This is a genomic window from Streptomyces sp. NPDC093149 (genome assembly GCF_044754145.1).
GTDB lineage: Bacteria > Actinomycetota > Actinomycetes > Streptomycetales > Streptomycetaceae > Streptomyces.
Genome location: NZ_JBIVON010000008.1, coordinates 187,617 through 204,978, shown reverse-complemented (window position 1 = coordinate 204,978; position 17,362 = coordinate 187,617). Strand labels below are relative to the sequence as shown.

17 protein-coding genes are annotated in these 17,362 nt (G+C 69.4%); 1 reads left to right on the top strand and 16 read right to left on the bottom strand.

Annotated elements, in window-relative coordinates; all coding sequences use genetic code 11:
- Window positions 1–13: 13 nt before the first annotated feature.
- From ACIQCZ_RS24555 to ACIQCZ_RS24490, 14 genes are all read right to left on the bottom strand, one after another.
- The gene (locus ACIQCZ_RS24555) at window positions 14–778 is read right to left on the bottom strand and encodes an ABC transporter ATP-binding protein (protein ID WP_402284826.1); all 765 of its coding nucleotides are present in this window, start codon (window positions 776–778) and stop codon (window positions 14–16) included.
- Window positions 775–1,575 carry an ATP-binding cassette domain-containing protein gene (locus ACIQCZ_RS24550; protein WP_402284825.1) on the bottom strand — a complete coding sequence of 267 codons (801 nt, stop codon included), beginning with the start codon at window positions 1,573–1,575 and terminating at the stop codon, window positions 775–777. The genes ACIQCZ_RS24555 and ACIQCZ_RS24550 overlap by 4 nt, the downstream gene beginning before the upstream one ends.
- Window positions 1,572–2,399, bottom strand: coding sequence for an ABC transporter permease (locus ACIQCZ_RS24545; protein WP_402284824.1), 828 nt, complete (start codon window positions 2,397–2,399; stop codon window positions 1,572–1,574). The genes ACIQCZ_RS24550 and ACIQCZ_RS24545 overlap by 4 nt, the downstream gene beginning before the upstream one ends.
- Window positions 2,396–3,361: an ABC transporter permease gene (locus ACIQCZ_RS24540; RefSeq protein ID WP_402284823.1), complete on the bottom strand. Its 966-nt coding sequence runs from the start codon at window positions 3,359–3,361 to the stop codon at window positions 2,396–2,398. The genes ACIQCZ_RS24545 and ACIQCZ_RS24540 overlap by 4 nt, the downstream gene beginning before the upstream one ends.
- On the bottom strand, window positions 3,361–4,878 hold the full coding sequence (locus tag ACIQCZ_RS24535) for an ABC transporter substrate-binding protein (protein WP_402284822.1): 1,518 nt from the start codon (window positions 4,876–4,878) through the stop codon (window positions 3,361–3,363). The genes ACIQCZ_RS24540 and ACIQCZ_RS24535 overlap by 1 nt, the downstream gene beginning before the upstream one ends.
- 47 nt (window positions 4,879–4,925) lie before the next feature.
- On the bottom strand, window positions 4,926–5,666 hold the full coding sequence (locus ACIQCZ_RS24530) for a DUF1684 domain-containing protein (RefSeq protein WP_402284821.1): 741 nt from the start codon (window positions 5,664–5,666) through the stop codon (window positions 4,926–4,928).
- 300 nt (window positions 5,667–5,966) lie between these two features.
- Complete coding sequence (locus ACIQCZ_RS24525; RefSeq protein WP_402284820.1) at window positions 5,967–6,557, bottom strand: DUF4232 domain-containing protein; 591 nt, start codon at window positions 6,555–6,557, stop codon at window positions 5,967–5,969.
- 463 nt (window positions 6,558–7,020) lie between these two features.
- Window positions 7,021–7,584 (bottom strand): HXXEE domain-containing protein, encoded by a 564-nt coding sequence (locus ACIQCZ_RS24520; protein WP_402284819.1) that lies wholly within the window; start codon window positions 7,582–7,584, stop codon window positions 7,021–7,023.
- The gene (locus ACIQCZ_RS24515) at window positions 7,571–7,945 is read right to left on the bottom strand and encodes a hypothetical protein (protein WP_402284818.1); all 375 of its coding nucleotides are present in this window, start codon (window positions 7,943–7,945) and stop codon (window positions 7,571–7,573) included. The genes ACIQCZ_RS24520 and ACIQCZ_RS24515 overlap by 14 nt, the downstream gene beginning before the upstream one ends.
- A 264-nt stretch (window positions 7,946–8,209) precedes the next feature.
- The gene (locus ACIQCZ_RS24510; RefSeq protein ID WP_402284817.1) at window positions 8,210–9,022 is read right to left on the bottom strand and encodes an ABC transporter ATP-binding protein; all 813 of its coding nucleotides are present in this window, start codon (window positions 9,020–9,022) and stop codon (window positions 8,210–8,212) included.
- A complete protein-coding gene (locus ACIQCZ_RS24505; RefSeq protein ID WP_402284816.1) occupies window positions 9,019–9,999 on the bottom strand; it encodes an ABC transporter ATP-binding protein in 981 nt (326 codons plus the stop codon). The genes ACIQCZ_RS24510 and ACIQCZ_RS24505 overlap by 4 nt, the downstream gene beginning before the upstream one ends.
- A 5-nt stretch (window positions 10,000–10,004) precedes the next feature.
- Window positions 10,005–10,892 carry an ABC transporter permease gene (locus ACIQCZ_RS24500; protein ID WP_402284815.1) on the bottom strand — a complete coding sequence of 296 codons (888 nt, stop codon included), beginning with the start codon at window positions 10,890–10,892 and terminating at the stop codon, window positions 10,005–10,007.
- Complete coding sequence (locus tag ACIQCZ_RS24495; protein ID WP_402285068.1) at window positions 10,889–11,842, bottom strand: ABC transporter permease; 954 nt, start codon at window positions 11,840–11,842, stop codon at window positions 10,889–10,891. Before ACIQCZ_RS24495 ends, ACIQCZ_RS24500 begins: the two co-directional genes overlap by 4 nt.
- Window positions 11,842–13,470: an ABC transporter substrate-binding protein gene (locus ACIQCZ_RS24490; protein WP_402285066.1), complete on the bottom strand. Its 1,629-nt coding sequence runs from the start codon at window positions 13,468–13,470 to the stop codon at window positions 11,842–11,844. Before ACIQCZ_RS24490 ends, ACIQCZ_RS24495 begins: the two co-directional genes overlap by 1 nt.
- A 136-nt stretch (window positions 13,471–13,606) precedes the next feature.
- Here ACIQCZ_RS24490 and ACIQCZ_RS24485 point away from each other — a divergent pair, with 136 nt between their 5' ends.
- On the top strand, window positions 13,607–14,656 hold the full coding sequence (locus tag ACIQCZ_RS24485; protein WP_402284814.1) for a LacI family DNA-binding transcriptional regulator: 1,050 nt from the start codon (window positions 13,607–13,609) through the stop codon (window positions 14,654–14,656).
- Window positions 14,657–14,662: 6 nt separating this feature from the next.
- Here the strand turns inward: ACIQCZ_RS24485 and ACIQCZ_RS24480 are convergent, their stop codons facing one another.
- Both ACIQCZ_RS24480 and ACIQCZ_RS24475 read right to left on the bottom strand, forming a co-directional pair.
- Entirely contained in the window at window positions 14,663–16,297 is a 1,635-nt protein-coding gene (locus ACIQCZ_RS24480) for an amidohydrolase (RefSeq protein ID WP_402285065.1), read from the bottom strand.
- A 384-nt stretch (window positions 16,298–16,681) separates the two neighbouring features.
- Window positions 16,682–17,311, bottom strand: a complete 630-nt coding sequence (locus ACIQCZ_RS24475; protein ID WP_402284813.1) for a hypothetical protein — start codon at window positions 17,309–17,311, stop codon at window positions 16,682–16,684.
- Window positions 17,312–17,362: the final 51 nt, after the last annotated feature.

The following is a 17,362-nucleotide window of genomic DNA, read 5'->3' as shown; positions in this document are numbered from 1 at the left end:
GAGGACCGACCGGTCAAGCGGGCAGTCGCGGCACGCTTTCGACGAGGCGACGCGTGTACGGGTGCGCGGGAGCGCCCAGCACCTGTGCGGTACTGCCCTGTTCGACGATGCGACCGCGCTCCAGAACGGCGGTGCGTTCGCACAACGAGGCGACCACCGACAAGTCGTGGGAGACCATGACGAGAGTCAGGCCCTGCTCCTGCTTCAGCTCGTTGAGCAGGTCGACGACCTTGACACGCGTGGTGACGTCGAGAGCACTGACGGGCTCGTCGGCGAGCAGCACTCGTGGGTCGCACACGGTCGCGCGGGCGATCGCGATGCGCTGGCGCTGGCCGCCGGAGAACTCGTGCGGATAGCGATCCGCCGCGTCGGCCGGGAGCCCGACCCGCTCCAGGGCTTCGGCCACCTTGGGTACGGCGGTGACCCGGCTGTCGATACCGAGGGAACGCAGTGGTTCGGACACGATGCTGCCGACGCGCTGACGCGGGTCCAGCGACGAGTACGGGTCCTGGAAGACGCACTGCACACTGCGCCTGAATCGCCGCATCTGCTCGCTGTCGCGCGGTTTCAGCTCCTCGCCGTCGAACCGGACGGTGCCGGAGGTGGCCCGGGCGAGCCCGAGCAGCAGCCGCAGCAGAGTCGTCTTGCCGGCGCCCGATTCGCCGACGAGCGCGAGGCTCTGCCCGGTCTCGACGGCGAGGGAGATGTCCTCGACGACGGGCGCGGTGTGCCCTCGGTAGCTGAAAGAGGCTCCGTTCAGCTCCAGTACCGGCGTCATCGCGCACTCCTCAGGTCCAGAGCTGATTCCAGCTGCCGCGCGCTTTCCACCAGCGCCTTGGTGTACTCCTCGCGGGGGGTACGTACGATCTCGCGGACGTCGCCCTCCTCGACGGCGCGACCGTCCTTCATGACCAGGACGCGATCGGTGACCTTCGAGACGACCGCGAGGTCGTGGCTGACGAAGAGGACGGCCATGTCGCGTTCCTGTACGAGGGTGTCGAGCAGGTCGAGCATGTCGGACTGCACGGTGACGTCGAGAGCGGTGGTCGGCTCGTCCGCGATGAGCAGCTTCGGGTCGCAGGCCAGTGCCATGGCGAGTGCGATGCGCTGCCTCTGTCCGCCGGAGATCTCGTGCGGGAACGCGCGGGCGATACGGTCGGGCTCGGGCAGCCGCACCTGCTCCAGCGCCTGCGCGACAGCCCGCTTCAGCTCGGCGCCCTTCAGCCCTCGCCTTCTGGCCAGCGGTTCGGCGATCTGCCTGCCGACGCGCATCAGCGGATCGAGTGCGGTGAGTGGCTCCTGGAACACGATGGCGGCGTCCCGGCCCCGTACCCCCGTGAGCTGTTTCTCGCTCGCGCCCACGATCTGGGTGCCGACGAGCTCCGCGCTGCCCGCGACCGTCATGCCGTCGGGCAGCAGGCCGAGCACGGCGAGCGTGGTCAGCGATTTCCCGGAGCCCGACTCACCGATGAGGCCCAGGCGTTCACCGGGGGCCATGGTCAGCGAGAGACCGTCGACCAGGGTGCGTCCGTCGGCCGCACGGATCGTGAGGTCGCGTACGTCGAGGACGTTCATGCGCGCCTCCGCCGGGTCGCAGGGTCGAGGGTGTCGCGCAGTCCGTCGGCGACGAGGTTCACGCCGATGACGAGCAGGACGAGAAGGACGCCGGGGGCCAGCGCGCCTGCCGGGGCCGTCGTGAAGGTGGCCTGTGCCTCCTGGAGCATGCGGCCCCACGAGGCGTTGGGCGGCGGCGCTCCCAGCCCCAGGTAGGACAGCCCGGCCTCGGCCAGCACGGCGAGCCCGAACTGGAGGGCCAGGTTCACCACGAGCGTCGGCCAGATGTTGGGCAGTACGTGCCCCGCCACGACCCGCACCCACGACGTGCCCGACGTGCGCGCGGCCGTGATGTAGTCCTGAGTCAGGACCCGCTTGACCAGGATCCGCACCAGCCGTGCCACGACCGCGCTCTGGGCGAGGCCGATCGCCAGCACGGCGGACCCCAGCGTGGCCGAACGGGCGGCGACGATGAGCATCGCCAGCAGCAGCGTCGGGAAGGCGATCAGGATGTCGAGGAACGCGGAGAGCGTATCGTCGAGCCATCCCTGCGCGAACGCCGCGAGCACACCCAGCGCGCCACCGAGGGCGGCCGCGATGAGGACCGATCCCAGGCCCGCTTCGAAGGCGATACGGGAGCCGGTCATCAGCTGGGTGAACAGATCGCGGCCGAGCTTGTCGGTGCCGAGCAGATGGCCCGCACCGGGGCCCGTGAGCCGTCCGCCGGACGTGTCGTCGGCGGCGTACGGAAGCCAGAAGAGCGAGACCAGCGCGAGGGCGGCGATCAGACCGGCCAGGACGCATCCGATGGTCAATGTGTACGACCGCTTCGCCGACCGCTTCATCGGACACCTCCCGAGAGCCTGCCGCGCAGCCGCGGATCGATGATCCGCTGTGTGAAGTCGGCCGCGAAGCCGATGATCAGTACCGCGAGCGTGGAGACGAACAGCACACCCTGGATCACCGGATAGTCGTGTTGCGCTATGCCGGTCGCGAGCATCGAGCCGAGACCCGGCAGCGCATACACGGACTCCACGACGACCGCGCCCAGCAGCGTGGATGCCAGCTCGATGCCGAGGATCGAGATCACCGGGACGGAGGCGTTGCGCAGCCCGTGCCGCCACATGGCCCGGCCGAACGACGAGCCCATGGCTCGTGCGGTACGCAGATGGTCGCTGCCCAGCACGTCGAGTGCGGCCGACCTGACGTAGCGGATCAGGGAGGCGCTCATCACGAGGGCGATGGTGACGACGGGCAGGGTGAGCGAGCGGATCGCCTCGGCCGGCTGTGCCCAGCCGTCCTGCGGGAAGCCGCCCGCGGGAAGCCAGCCGGCGTTCAGGGCGAAGACGGCTATGAGGATCATGCCGAGCCAGAACACGGGGACGGCGATGCCCAGTTGGGACACTCCATTGAGCAGGGCGCCGTACCAGGTCCGGCGTCGGTGTGCGGCCACGAAGCCCACCGGAACGGCGATGAGTACCGCCAGGGCGAACGCGGCCAGTGTGAGCGGGACGGTGACGTTCAGCCGGGAGCTGATCTCGGGCCCGACCGGCAGCGAACTGACGAACGACGTACCGAGGTCCCCGCCGGCCAACTGCCCGATCCAGTGGACGAACTGCTCGGGCAGCGGCTTGTCGGAACCGATGGAGTGCCGTGCCGCCGCGATCTGCTCGGGACTGGCGCCCACCGAGGTGAGCGCGTTCGCGGGGTCGCCCGGCAGAATCCGCAGCAGCACGAACAGGACCACGCTCGCGAGCGCCAGCGAAACCAGCAGGAAGGCGAGGCGGCGCAGGAGGTACCGGCCCATCAGCCCTTCTTGATGTCGTAGGCGAAGAACTGGGAGTTGAGACCGTTGACCGGGTAGCCGGAAAGCTTGCTGTTGGCCACGACGATCTGCGGGTACAGGTACAGCCAGTCGCTGGCCGCGTCCTCGGCGGTCTTGCGGTTGACCTTCTTCAGGAGTTCGGTCTGCTCAGCGGTGGTGGACGCCTGCTCGGCCTCCTCGACCCACCGGGTGACCTGCTTGTTGTCGTAGCCCCAGTAGAAGTCGGGGTTGCCGTACCAGACCAGGTCGCGGTCGTTGACGTGCTCCTGGAGCGTGGCCGTGAAGTCGTGGTTCTTGTAGACCTTCGTGTACCACTCGTCCGGAGTGATCGTGTTGATCTTGACGGTGATGCCGACCTTGGCGAGCTGCGACTTGATGAAGGTCGCCGCGGTGGGGTGCGGGTCGTAGTTCGGGGTGTCGAGCGTGAAGGAGAAGCCCTTCGCGTATCCCGCCTCGGCGAGCAGCTTCTTGGCCCGCGCGGTGTCGTAGGCGTTGACCCCGGTGAGGTCCTCGTACCACGGGTCGGTGGGCGGCACCATGGAGCCGATGGGCTTGCCGTAGCCGCCCCAGACGGACTCCAGCAGCTTCTTGTCGTCGATGGCCGAGGAGACGGCCTGGCGGACCTTGACGTCCGTGAACGGCTTGGCCTTGTCGTTGAAGGCGAGCAGCAGCTTGGTCGTCGAGTTGCCGTCGTTGACCTTGTAGTTCTGGTTGCTCTTGAACTGGTCGAGAGCATCGGGCGACTGCTCGCTCGTGACGACATCCACGGCATTCGTCAGGAGCGCGTTGTTCAGAGCGGTCGCGTCCTTGTAGTAGTGGAAGACGACCTGCTTGTTGGCGGCGGCGTCACCCCAGTAGCCGGCGAACCGGTCGAGGCTGAGTGCGGAACCGCGAGTCCACTTGTTGAGCTTGTACGGGCCGGTGCCGTCCTCGGTCGTCTTGAGGCCCTTCGCCTCGGAGTTGATGATCCAGACGTAGGAGAGGTTGTAGACGAAGGAGATCGACTTCTTCGACAGCTGGACCTTCACCGTGCGCGCATCGGGCGTCTCGACGGACTTCATGACCTCAAGATTGCTCTTGCGTGCGGACTGCGAGTCCTTCGCGATCACCTTCTCCAGGCTGTACTTGACGTCCTGGCTGGTGAGCTTCTTGCCGCTGTGGAACTTCACACCGTCGCGCAGGGTGAAGGTGTACGTGAGCCCGTCGCCGCTGACCTTGTAGTCCTGGGCGAGCAGATTCTCGACCTTGCCGTCGTCGGTGAGCCTGAACAGCCCTTCGTACACGTTTCCGTTGAGCGCCTCGGTGACGCCCTGGCCGCCGCCCGCGGTGTTGTCGAGGTTCTGCGGCTCGTAGAGCGAACCGATGTTGATCGTGGCGTTCTTGTCGTGCGCCCCTGTACCGGCGCCGCCCGTGTGGGAGCCTCCGCCGCAGGCCGTGAGGGTCAGGGCGAGGGCGGCGGCGGTGGCTCCGCCGTACAGGGAGGTCTTCTTGATGCTCATGAGGAGTACGCGCTTTCGTGCTACGAGGCGGGGGAGTGCGAAATTGATCAGTGCTGCGCGGCGAAGCCGTCGCGGAAGACGGGGCGCTTCTCCCCGGCCTCGACCGGCAGGTGGAAGCGGTTCTGCCGCGGCGGCATCGGACAGTTGTACTGGTCGGAGAATCCGCAGGGCGGCACGAAGGCACGGTTGAAGTCGAGAAGGACGCGGCCCTCACCGGTGCGGGTGACGAAGAGGAAGCGCCCGGCACCGTAGGTGATGTCGCCGTTGGTGGGGTCACCGAAGACGAGCAGCAGGGTGCCGTCGTCATCGAAGGCGCTCAGTGTGTAGTCCCGGCCGTCCAGGGTGAGCTCGATGTCTCCCGGTACGACGAGATCCCGGGTGCCGCCGTTGTCCCGGATGTGCTCGAATCCGACCCGCCTGGCACCTGGCACCGGGGTGTACGAGGCCTCCAGCACCCAGGACGGGTCGTACGGGAAGACTTCGGTGCGGTCGAAGTTCTGGATCGCGGGGGACTGCGCGTCCCAGAAGCGGAGACCGTACTCGGGCAGGCCGGTGACGAAGTCGGTGCGCTCGACTGTGGTGACGGTCACGGAATCCGGCTGTCCCGCACGTGCCGCGTCGAGGTCGGGGCGCTCGCCGGCCGGGGCCCAGCGGGTCTCGACGAGGGCGAGATTCCCGGTGGCCGAGGTGACGGAGCGCCGCCGCTCGGCGCGCCACGCCTCCCAGTCCGCGGCGGGGTCGGTCGGCTGGTCGGGGACTGCGGCGGCGTGGGACACGGCATTACTCATTCACATAGACGTTCGTCGGCAGCCACGCCACGAATGTCACGCTGCGTGAACTTCAACCCAAAGGATCCTCTTTATCCTCCATAAGGCGAGCTAATGTCAAATTGGACCGCAGAGTGAGACCGGGGCAGCACCGATCCCGGCGTCTCCGCGAAGGGACCGGGGCGCAGCCCGCCTCGGCGCGCAGAAGTTCGCCTCGCGGAGCGGTGGACCCTCGGATCCCGCGATGCCGCCGCGGCCGGTGGCCGCGACGTCGGCCGAGAGGGCGTCGCGATGTCGCCACCCCGGCCGGTCGCCCTTTCGTCAGCCGCTCACCGCTGTCGTCCTGAAGAGGCCGCCGCAGACGAGGGGTTGGGAGGTGCGCAGGGTCAGGGCTTCCCGGGAACCGGGCGGGTAGACCCGGAGATAGTCGGGCCGTTCCCAGCACTCCGAGCCCTTGATCCCGCGGTTGAGGGTGTGCAGGGTGACTTCGGCCGAGTCCCCGGCCCCGATGACGGTGACCCGGCCGGCGGCGCCCTCCCGTTCGGCGGGCTCGCCGATCATGCTGCCGTCGCGCTTGATCAAGGAGACGCCGGGAAAGCCGGTGAGGGTGCAGGGACCGGAGGACTTGTTCACCAGCGTGAGCCGGTAGTGGACCTGGCCCGCGCCCGCGTCACCCTGCCGCAGGCTCATGGTCAGTGCCTCGGCCGTGCAGCGCCCCGGACCGCGGCTGGTGGGCGGGGCGGACGTGGCGGCCGAGGCGCTCGGCGTGGCGGTTTCGGCGGGAGCGGGCTCGCCGGGGGCGATGGGCGCTTCCGGGGCGGTACTGTCGCTGGCCGACCTGCTCGATCCGGCGGATTCGGCCGACGGGGAGGCGCCGTCGTTGCAGCCGGCGGCGCCCACGGTGAAGGCCACGACCGCCACCGGGACGAGGGCGTACCGGCGCAGGCCGCGCCTCCTGCCGGTCGGTACGCGCCCGTGCGGACGGAGGGATCGTGCGGATGGTGGCGTGATGGTTCGCGCAGTGGAGTCCATGGTTCTCGCCTGCTCGCTTCCGTGCCTCCCGAATCATCCACTCCGGCGTGGGAGTGCGGTTACGGACGGACCCCGGACCGCGCCCGGCGGGAGCGGCGGCCGGAACCGGCGGCGGCCGGAACCGGCGGCGGACGGCACGGGTGTCGACGCTGGGAGCGCGAGTTTGGGCTCGGTGCCCGAGGGACGAGACGAGCTGGACCGGAAGCCGCTGGGACCTCGGTTCCCACGGCCTTCACGCTGGTCAGGCGTACCTTTGCGCAGGGCGCAGGGCGCAGGGCGCAGGGCGCAGGGCGCTGGACCAGACGAAGGCCGTGGCCGCCTTCGGTAGATCCCCGATCGGTGCTCAGGTTCGGGACGGCGTTCGGCACCGGCGCACGACCCGTCGCGCCATCAGATGTGCCCCGACCGTGGCCGTTGCGGCAAGTGCGAGGCTCTGCACGGCATCGCGCGGGCGCGCGGGACGCAGCACCCCGGCCCGCCGCAGTCGGCGGCGGGCCCAAAGCGTGAAGGGGATGACCACCAACGGTGAGGTGACGGAACCCGGTGTGTATCCGCGGACCGCCGCAGCCTGTGCCATGTGCACCAGGCCGTGCAGCCCGAAACCGTTGAGGGCCCCCTGGTAGAAGGCGGAGCGCCCGCCGGTGCGGTGCCCGTCGGCGGCCGCCGCGGCAACCACGAAGGCCATTCCGGCGACGGCGGTCGCGAACTCGCGTGCATCAATGGACTCCAGACGCCGCCATATCCGATCCGGAACCTGAGGGAATTGCCGCCGCAGTTCGGGCACCCGGTCACGCGTCCAGCGTGGCACCAGGACCACTTCCTCCGCGTCATGCACTGCCCACGCAGCCAGCAACCCGAGAGTCACGCCGGCGCCGACGCCACACCGGTCAATTTCACGTCCGCTCATGAGCAGGCAGTCTGCCAGCACGCTCGGCGCGCCCGGTCAGTGTGCCGAGCGTCAACTGTTCGGATTTCTCGCCGTCATGATGGTTCGCCGGGTCGTTGATGTCTCCGCGCCCGTTCCAGTACCCCTGTGCGCCCTGCCAGTTCGCGTGCTTGAGCTTGAAGCGGTTGCCGGAGGCGTCGACGACGTACCGGTCACGGGTACTCAGGGATGCGGCCCACGCATGGGCCAGGCTGCCCGCGCTGTCCGTGGCCGGCGCGCGGGTCGTGGGCAGCGTGCTCGTGGAAGCAGCCGCCGTGGCGGCTCCGAGCACACCGAGGAGCAGCGCCCCTGACAGCAGCGCCGGGAACAGGGTTCGTCTCACTGCGTCCTCCCGAGGACAGTGAACGGACAAGAGGACGGCGCTGTTTGCGAGCCGCCGGACCGCTGCCTTGCACCGGGACACCGTGACGAGACGGATCAAGGGCTGCCCAGTGTGCAGGCCGGACCCGAAGTCGTACACGGTGACGATGTGCGGATGTCGAGGTTCCCTGCCGCGGAGGCACCCCGGGCACTCGGGTCCGGCCCCTTCTGCGTTGCCGAAGTGCCGCAGGGCCCGCGACGCCACTTCGGACATCCACCGGGTGGATCAGCCGAGGGCGCGGCGGGCGGCCGCGGCGTCGGCGGGGTTCCAGCCGCGTCGGGGGACGGAGCTGAGCAGCAGGCGGGTGTAGGGATGGTGAGGCGCGTCCAGGATCTCGGCCGTGGGGCCCGCCTCCACCACCTGTCCCTCCTTGAGGACCATCACCTCGTCGGTGATGTGCCGGACGACGGCGAGGTCATGAGTGACGAAGAGGAAGCCGATGCCGACCTCGCGCCGGATGGTGTCCAGGAGTTCGAGGACCTGCGCCTGAATGGACACGTCCAAGGCCGCCACGGCTTCGTCGAGGACGAGGACGCGCGGTTCGGCGGCCAGCGCGCGGGCGATCGCCACGCGCTGGCGCTGGCCGCCGGACAGCTTGCCGGGCAGGGCGGCCGCTTCCCGTTCCCCGAGTCCGACCTGGTCGAGGAGCTCGGCGACGCGTTCCCGCCGGGCCGTCGTCTCCATCGGGAAGTGGAGACGCAGGACCTCCTCGACGCACCGGCCCACGGTCACCCGCGGATCGAGGGACAGGTACGGATCCTGGAAGACCATCTGGATCTCGCGCGCGCGGGCGAGCCGCTCGGCTCTGCCCCGGGCGGGCGCCGAGCGGTCACGTCCGCCGACGCGGATGGTGCCGCCGTCGGGGAGCTCCAGGCCGACGAGCATCCGAACCGTCGTGGTCTTGCCGCTGCCGGATTCGCCGACGATGCCGAGAGAGGAGCCCGGCGACAGGGTGAAGGACACGTCCTCCACCGCCGTGTGGTCGCCGTACTGCTTGCGCAGTCCCTGAACGACGAGTTCCGCTGTCGCCGCGGTCACAGTTCGATCCCTTCGTCGGCGCGGTGGCACGCGGCGAGTCCGTCGCCGTGGTGCGCAAGTTCGGGTGTCTCCTCGGAGCAGCGCGGCTGCGCATGGGCGCAGCGTGCTGCGAAGGCGCACCCTGGTGGGGCCTCGGCGAGGGAGACGGGACGGCCCGGGATGGGGCGTGGGGCGGATGCTCCGGCCTCGATACGGGGCGTGCAGGCGAGGAGCCCCGCCGTGTACGGGTGGCGTGGACGGTCGAACAGCGCGTCGGTGCCGCTGGTTTCGACGATCCGGCCCGCATACATGACATACACGCGGTCGCAGATCGCCGAGGCCAGTTCGAGGTCGTGGGTGACGAAGAGCATTCCGGTGCCACGCGCGGCCTGGAGGCGCGTGAGGATCGCGATGATCTCCGCCTGGGTGGTGACATCGAGGGCCGTGGTCGGCTCGTCGGCGACCAGCAGCGCGGGCTCGCCCGCGAGGGCGGCCGCAATGACCACGCGCTGGAGCATCCCGCCGGAGAACTGGTGCGGATAGCGGCGCAGCGCCCCCCGCGGATCGCGGATGCCCACCGCGTCGAGGAGTTCCTCGGCCCGGTCCTCGGCCGCGGTGGCGGGAGTGCCCGCACCGCGCAGTCCCTCGGTGAGGAAGTCGCCCACACGGCGCAGCGGGTTCACGGACGCGCGCGGATCCTGGAAGATCATCGCGACCTGTCCGGCGCGCAGCCCGGCCAGGTCGGCACGGTTCATGGTCAGGACGTCGCGGCCCGCGACCCGCACCTCACCGCGCGTTCGTGCCCGAGGCGGGAGCAGCCCGAGCACGCTGCGGCACGCGACCGACTTGCCCGAGCCGGACTCACCGACGAGCCCGACGGTCTCGCCGGCCTCGACCCGCAGCGTGACGCCGTCGAGGATGGGCCGGGCCGCCTGCTCGCCGGGCAGGCGGACGCCGAGCCCGTCGATCTCCAGCGCGGGTGTCTCGTACTCGGTCATGGCACTCACCGCTCCCGCTTCGCGATTCGGTCGGCGAGCCCTTCGCCGACGATACCGAAGGCGACCACGGCGAGGACGATGCACGCGGACGGCGCGAGCGCGGGCAGCATCGCCCCCTGCTGGATCGCCGACTGGCCTTCGTTGATCACGGCTCCCCAGTCGGCCGTGGGCGGCTGCACCCCGAACCCGAGGAAGGACAGCGCGGCGAGGTCCATCAGTACGTAGCCGAAGTTCATCGCGGACTGCGCGAACACGGTCGGTGCGATGTTCGGCAGCAGATGACGCAGGCAGATCGTCCAGCCCGACCAGCCCTGCACGCGGTACGACTCGATGTAGGCGCGAGCCTTCTCCTGGCGGGCGATACCTCGGACCAGGCGTCCGACGTACGGGGTGTAGGCCACCGCCATGGCGATCACGGGCGCGGCCATGCCCGAGCCGAGGACAGCCACCAGCAGGATGGCCAGCAGCAGTCCGGGGATCGCGAAGGCCAGGTCCATCGACCGGGACAGCAGGGCATCGGCCCAGCCACCGCGCCAGGCGGCGACCATGCCGACGAGCGTGCCCAGGAGGGTCGACACGCCGACCACGAGGAGCGGCCCGAGCAGGCCCGTCCGCGCGCCGTGGATGAGTCTCGACAGGATGTCCCGCCCCGACTGGTCGGTACCGAGGAGATGGTCACCGCTGGTGCCCGTCAGGCTCGCCGACAGGTCGAGCGCGTCGGGGTCGTACGGTGCGATCACGGGGGCGAGGACGGCGATCACGACGAGCACCACGAGTACGGCGATGCCTGCCGTGAACAGTGGGCCCTGGCCGAGAATCCGCAGTCCGCGCAGGCCCCGGCGGCGGCGCAGCACACCCGGGGAGGGGGATGCGGTGGAGACGGTGGTGGTCATCGGGAAGCCTCCCCGTAGAGGGACAGCCGGGGATCGACGACCGGCACGAGCAGGTCGACGAGCAGGTTGACGACGACGAACGCCGCCACGCTGAGCAGAGTGATCGCCTGAACGACGGCGAAGTCCTTGGCCGTCACCGCCTGCACCAGCAGGGAGCCGATACCGGACACGTTGAAGGCGGTCTCGACGATCGAGGTACTGATCAGCAGACCGGCGAGCATGGTGCCGCCGACGGTGACGATGGGGCCCAGTGCGTTGCGCAGCACATGCCGACGGACCACGGCTCCTCTCGCGACACCGCGGGCGCGCGCCACCTCGACGTGTTCGCGCCCGAGTTGGTCGAGCATCGCCGACCGGGTGACCCGGGCCAGCAGTCCGGCGAACGTGATCGCCAGGGCGAAGGCGGGCAGCGTCAGATGGTAGAGGCGGTCGCCGAGGCCCTCGGGGGTGCTACCGGGCCCGGGAAACCAGCCCAGTTGGACGGAGAAGAGCGAGACGAGCGCGATGGCGCTGACGAACGAGGGAGTGGCCGTGGCGACGCCGGTGCCGAGGAGCACCGTGCGGTCCACGGCCCCGGGGCGCAGGGCGGCCATGATGCCGCCCGTCACGCCGAGGACGCCGACCAGTAACGCCGCGTAGCCGACGAGCAGCGCGGTGCCGGGCAGGCGGGAGGCGATGAGGGAGCCGACGTCCTGGTGGAACTGGGTGGAGCGGCCGAAGTCACCGCGCAGGACACCGCCGAGCCACTTCGCGTACTGGACCGGCAGCGGGTCGTCCAGGTGGTACTGCGCGCGCAGCGCCGCGACCGCGTCCGCGGTCGCGGGGCGGCCGTGGAGCAGGAAGGTCACCGGATCGCCCGGTGCGAGATGCACGGTGCCGAAGACGATGAACGAAGTGACGAGCAGCACCGTCATCAGGCCGACCAGGCGGCTCATCAGATAGCGCGTCATCACTGCGCGGCCCCGATCGTCGCGGCCCATGGGTAGTACAGCTGGGCGATGCCGGTCGGGGCGCCGGTCACCCGGCTGCCGAGGAAGACCGAGTAAGGGGCTTCGTACAGCGGGATGATCGGGAGCTCGCGCACGGCGATGCGCTGGAGTTCGGCGGTCAGCTCCGCGCGGCGCGCCGCGTCGGGCTCCGCGTTCGCCTTGTCGAAGAGGGCGTCGAACTCGGCGTCGGACCAGTTGCCATAGTTACCGAAGTCGCCCGTGCGCAGGTACTGGTAGAACTCCAGCGGGTCCGGCGTGTTGTCGTACCCGTTGGTGATGACGAGGTCCAGTCCCTTACGGGCGTCGGGGTCGACGAAGACGCTGGTGTACGCCTCCGGGGCAACGGCCTTCAGCCGGACGTCGAGGCCGATCTTCTTACCGGCCGCCTGGACGGCGTTGGCCACGACGCTGATCTCCGGTGCGAGCGAACTGGTGACGACGGTGACCCTGCGCCCCGTGGCACCGGCCTCGGTGATCAGCTTCTTCGCGCCGGCCACGTCGTACACGGGCTTGGGCAGCGCCTTGAAGTAGTCGTCGGCCTTCTCGGGCGCCAGCGCCCACGCGCCGCGCGCGGCGGGCGCCTTCGCGGGAACGCCGATGCCGCCGGCGGCAGCCTTGATGATGTTCTTGCGGTCGAGGGCCATGGAGAGGGCCTGACGGACCTTGAGGTCTCCGAGCGGGCCCTTGAGGTCGAGCACGGCGAGATCGGCGGCCGCCGTGTTGGGGCCGAAGTACACCTTGCCCTTGGAACTGGTGCGCAGTTGGGCGAGAGAGGATGAGGGAACCAGGTAACCGCCGTCGGCCGTGCCCGACAGGAAGGCGTTGGTGCGGGCGGACGGGTCCTCGATGAAGGTGAACGTCACGGTGTCGGTCTTGGGAATCAGCGACCGGTCCCAGTAAGCGTTGTTCTTCTTCAGGGTGAGGCTGTCGCCCTGGGCCCAGCTGTCGAGCGCGTAGGGGCCGGTGCAGTCGACCTTGCCCTTGGGGCCGCCGTAGTCCTTGCCCGCCTCGGCCAGGAAGGCGGCGCTCTCGACGGTGCCGGGGGAGGCCGCCATGAGTTCGTTGAGGAGCACGTCGGGCTTGCTGAGCCGGATCGTCACCTCCAGCGGGCCGCTCTTCTTGATGGAGACGACGTTCTTGAAGGACGAGCCCCACGGAGAGCCGGTGGCCGGATCCATGTGGCGTTCGAGGGAGGCGACCACGTCGTCCGCCGTCATGGTCGATCCGTCGTGGAACTTCACACCTGGTCGAAGGGCGTACACCCAGGTTTTCGGGTCCGGGTTCGTGTACTTCACGGCCAGCCCGGGTTCGATCTTCATGTCGGGGGTGACCCGCAGCAGCTGCTCGCACACGTTGGCGAGCACGGTGTTCGGCGGGTAGTCGTAGGCGAGGGCGTAGTCGAGCGTGTAGGGCTCGGCGTACAGCGACCAGGTGAAGGCGTCGAGGGAGCCCTTCGCCGCCGGGGAGTCGGGGGTGACGGTGTAGGCGGGAGCGCCGCCGCCGGGACGGGACCCGGTCGCTCCGGAACAGCCGGCGGTGGCGGCCGCGGCGACGGCGGAACAGACGAGCAGCGCGGTGGCTCTGGACATGCGCAAGGAGACCCACCCCTTTACGGGTGTAGTGACGGGCGCTGGGGGATGGGGCGAGTATTGATGCGGGAACGTTCCCGCGCAAGACTTTGCGGGAACGGTTTTGCCGAGGTCGCGGGGGTGGCAGCATCAGTGCATGACCTCAGCTCCCCGACGCGATGGCCACACTCCGCAAACCGCCGCGCCCCGCGTCCGTCTCGTCGATGTCGCCCGCGAGGCGGGCCTCTCCAAGACCACGGTCTCGGCGGCTCTCAATGGCACGGGACGTCTCTCGCCGACCGTGCGGGAGAAGGCCAGGGAGACCGCGCGCAGGATGGGATACCGGCCCAACGCCACCGCCCGGCAACTGCGTGCGGGGCGGGCCCGGCTGATCGGTTACGTGGTGGGGGAGTTCGCAGGGACCCCGTGGACGTACCTGGATTCGCCGTACTTCGCCCAGCTGACCAGCGCCACGGCGGCCGCGGCGCTCAAACGCGGATACGCCCTGGTGATGCTGCCCGCAGGATCGCTGCACAGCGAGTGGGCCGACCTGCCGCTCGAAGCGGTGATAGTCGCCGATCCGGTTGCCGACGACCGTGTGGTGGAGGATCTGCTTGCCGCCCGCATCCCCGTCTTCAGCGACGGATCGGTGGACGGCAGACCTGGAGCGCACTGGGTGGACGTCGATGCCGAGGAGGCGGTCCGCAAAACCCTGGAGCATCTGGGATCGCAGGGCGCACGGCGGACGGCGCTCGTGCTGCCCGACAGCACCACCCGCTTCCACCGGGGGGTTCTGGCCGCCTACCGGGACTGGTGTGCCGCACACGGCCACACGGCCCGGGTGACCTTCGCCGCCGACGCCGGCAACGGCCCGGCGGTCCGGGCCGTGGACGGCGCGCTGACCGCTGCAGAGCGGCCCGACGCCCTCTTCGTGGTGGCGGAGCTGAGTCCGCCGCTCGTCCTGGAGGCGGCGCGCCGCCACGGCTATGACGTACCCGGCGACCTTCTCGTGGTGTGCGTGAGCGAGGACGACACGGCCGAGCACACCGAACCTCCGATCTCGACGCTGAGCCTTCAGCCCCGGAAGGTCGCCGAAGCCGGGATCGAACTCCTCGTCGCCGCCCTGGAGAACGGCGACGAAGGGCTCTCGGGCGTGCTCGTGCCGACGCGCCTGCTGGTCCGGGAGTCCTCGCGACAGCCGTCCTGAGCCTCCTCAGCCGGAGTGCACCAGCGTGCCGCCCACGTAGGTGCGCAGGACCCGGGCCTCGGCGATCTCCTCCGGGGGCAGCGTGAAGATGTCCCGGTCCAGCACCACCAGGTCGGCCAGGTGGCCCGGGAGCAGACTGCCGGTGTCGTCGTGCCCGTTCACATGCGCCGAGCCGGCGGTATAGGCGGCGACCGCGGTGGCGAGGTCGAGGCACTGCTCCGGGAGGAAGACCCGCCCGTCGGTGGCCCCGGGCTCCATCCGGTTCACCGCGACATGGATTCCGGCGATCGGATCAGGGCTGCTCACGGGCCAGTCGCTGCCCGCGGCCAGGGTGGCTCCAGCGCGCAGGAGGGAGCCGAACGGGTACTGCCAGGAAGCCCGTTCGGGTCCGAGGAAGGGGATCGTCAGCTCGTCCATCTGGGGTTCGTGTGCGGCCCAGAGCGGCTGGATGTTGGCGGTGGCGCCGAGCCGTGCGAAGCGAGCCAGATCATCGGGGTGGACCACCTGGAGGTGGGCGAGATGGTGACGGTTGCCACGCCGCCCATGGGCCTCGACGGCTGCCTCGACCGCGTCCAGGGCCTCGCGCACCGCCCGGTCGCCGAGCGCGTGGAAGTGGACCTGGAAGTCGTGGGCGTCGAGCTCGGTGACGTACGAGCGCAGGGCGACGGGGTCGACGAAGCTCAGCCCCGAGTTGCCGGTGGCACAGCCGCAGCCGTCGAGGTAGGGGGCGGTCATGGCCGCCGTGAAGTTCTCGGCGATGCCGTCCTGCATGATCTTCACCGCACGGGCCCGGAACCGTCCGTGGCTCAACTGCTCCCGCTGGGAGATCAGTTCGGGGATCTGCCCGGCCCCCCGCTCGCGATCCCACCACAGGGCCCCGGTCACCCGGGCGGTGAGCGTGCCTTCACGGGCGGCCGTCAGATAGGCGTCGGACGGGTCCGGATTGCCGCCGAACACCCCCAGCAGGGCGTCCTGCCAGCCGGTGACGCCGAGGGAATGCAGCAGTTTCTGGGCCCGCAGCAGACCGGCGAGGCGATCCGCCGGCGTGCTCGGCGGCACGATCCGGGAGACCAGGGCGGTGGCGCCCTCCTGCAGCATTCCGCTCGGGGTGCCGTCCGGCTCGCGCTCGATCCGGCCGTCGAAAGGATCGGCTGATTCCCTTGTGACACCGGCCAGTTCGAGCGCACGGGTGTTGGCCCAGGCGCCGTGGTGGTCGCGGTTGGTCAGAAGGACGGGGCGGTCCGGGATCACCGAGTCGAGGAGCTGCCGGGTGGGCAGTCCGCCGTCGAAGCTCTCCATGGACCAGCCGCCGCCCGTGATCCACGAGTGGTCCGGGTGCGCGTCGGCGTAGGAGCGTATGCGGGTGAGGTAGTCCTCGACGCCCACCGTGCCGGTCAGATCGCACTCGGCCAGCTCCCTCCCGCCGAACACGGCATGGATGTGGGAGTCCTGGAATCCGGGGAGCAGCAACTTTCCCTGGAGATCGATGACTTCGGTGTCCGGGCCGATCAGTTCACGCACCTCGTCATGGCCGACGGCGGTGATGCGCTCCCCGGTGACGGCCAGGCTGCTTGCCCGGGTGCGCGCGGGATCGCCGGTGTGGATGGGGCCACGGGTGAAGATCAGGTCGGGCTTGGCCATGAGGTGCTCCGAGGCGGGAGGGAGGGTGCGTCGAACAGTCATGCAACCGAGGTTTCCATTCGCATGTCAATGCTGTTGTCGTAAGGCCTTCGGTGAGGGGTTTCCGAGGGGTGGCGAGGAGCGGTCGCAGGATGCCGTGCTGTCGGAGCGACTGATCGTCAAGGACGGTCCTGGGGGTGGTTCGCGCGGTGTCGGCGATCGGTCATCGACCGAGGCCGGCTGATCTCTTAGGGCTCGCAGAAAAACAACACGCCGATTTCAGGATCTGCTCGAGCCTTGGTGATGGCAGACGCCGACCTGCAGCGATGTCCCGAGCGATAAGGAGTGAGGCCCCTGGACCTACTTGAGACACATCCCTGTGACCTGCGGGTTCAGCGTCCGATATCACAAGGACAGGTCCCAGCAACGAAATCGGCGTGTTGTTTTTCTGCGAGCCCTTAGTTCCGTCCTCAGCGGCCTGACCCTCGTTCGCCACCACTCGGCACGCTCAACCGGTTCGACGTGCACCGCGAGTGTCTGGCACAGCAGGTCGATGCGTTCAACGATGCTGGTGACCTCGTCAGACCCCAGATGGCCAATGTAGTGCCGACTTCGATGAAGCTCTGCAAGGACGTCCACGAGGTGCTCGCTACCAGCTTGACGGGCCAGGAAGGCTCGGCGGAACTCTGGCAAGGTGTTCTCAAAGTTCCTGTACTCAGCGCTCCTCGTCTCCGCCATCCACCGTCGGTGCTCAGCGTTTGCTTGCTGACCAGCAACCTCGATGGCACTGCGACGGCTCTCAAGCGCGAACTCCAGAGCCCTTGCGTGGTTCGCCTCTGCGGCCTCGTTGGCCTTCTGGTGGTTGGCGTCAACGACCTCTAACGCGGCCCGGTGGTTGGCCTCCGCCACCTGCATTGCCGCTCGATGGTTCGCCTGCGACTGCGCCAGCGCAGTGCGCATCTGCCAACGAGCGATCAGCGCGCTTGCGGGGATGCTGAGCGGAGCAAGCGCCGCGGCAACACCGGAAAGCTCCATGACAGTTATGGTGCCGGAGCCGCCTTCGTCACTGGTCCAACTTCAATGACA

Bases quoted from the DNA above. Each gene is read 5' to 3' on its own strand.
- ACIQCZ_RS24555 (WP_402284826.1), bottom strand. From the start codon at position 778: ATGACGCCGGTACTGGAGCTGAACGGAGCCTCTTTCAGCTACCGAGGG.
- ACIQCZ_RS24550 (WP_402284825.1), bottom strand. From the start codon at position 1,575: ATGAACGTCCTCGACGTACGCGACCTCACGATCCGTGCGGCCGACGGA.
- ACIQCZ_RS24545 (WP_402284824.1), bottom strand. From the start codon at position 2,399: ATGAAGCGGTCGGCGAAGCGGTCGTACACATTGACCATCGGATGCGTC.
- ACIQCZ_RS24540 (WP_402284823.1), bottom strand. From the start codon at position 3,361: ATGGGCCGGTACCTCCTGCGCCGCCTCGCCTTCCTGCTGGTTTCGCTG.
- ACIQCZ_RS24535 (WP_402284822.1), bottom strand. From the start codon at position 4,878: ATGAGCATCAAGAAGACCTCCCTGTACGGCGGAGCCACCGCCGCCGCC.
- ACIQCZ_RS24530 (WP_402284821.1), bottom strand. From the start codon at position 5,666: ATGAGTAATGCCGTGTCCCACGCCGCCGCAGTCCCCGACCAGCCGACC.
- ACIQCZ_RS24520 (WP_402284819.1), bottom strand. From the start codon at position 7,584: ATGAGCGGACGTGAAATTGACCGGTGTGGCGTCGGCGCCGGCGTGACT.
- ACIQCZ_RS24505 (WP_402284816.1), bottom strand. From the start codon at position 9,999: ATGACCGAGTACGAGACACCCGCGCTGGAGATCGACGGGCTCGGCGTC.
- ACIQCZ_RS24500 (WP_402284815.1), bottom strand. From the start codon at position 10,892: ATGACCACCACCGTCTCCACCGCATCCCCCTCCCCGGGTGTGCTGCGC.
- ACIQCZ_RS24495 (WP_402285068.1), bottom strand. From the start codon at position 11,842: ATGACGCGCTATCTGATGAGCCGCCTGGTCGGCCTGATGACGGTGCTG.
- ACIQCZ_RS24490 (WP_402285066.1), bottom strand. From the start codon at position 13,470: ATGTCCAGAGCCACCGCGCTGCTCGTCTGTTCCGCCGTCGCCGCGGCC.
- ACIQCZ_RS24485 (WP_402284814.1), top strand. From the start codon at position 13,607: ATGACCTCAGCTCCCCGACGCGATGGCCACACTCCGCAAACCGCCGCG.
- ACIQCZ_RS24480 (WP_402285065.1), bottom strand. From the start codon at position 16,297: ATGGCCAAGCCCGACCTGATCTTCACCCGTGGCCCCATCCACACCGGC.
- ACIQCZ_RS24475 (WP_402284813.1), bottom strand. From the start codon at position 17,311: ATGGAGCTTTCCGGTGTTGCCGCGGCGCTTGCTCCGCTCAGCATCCCC.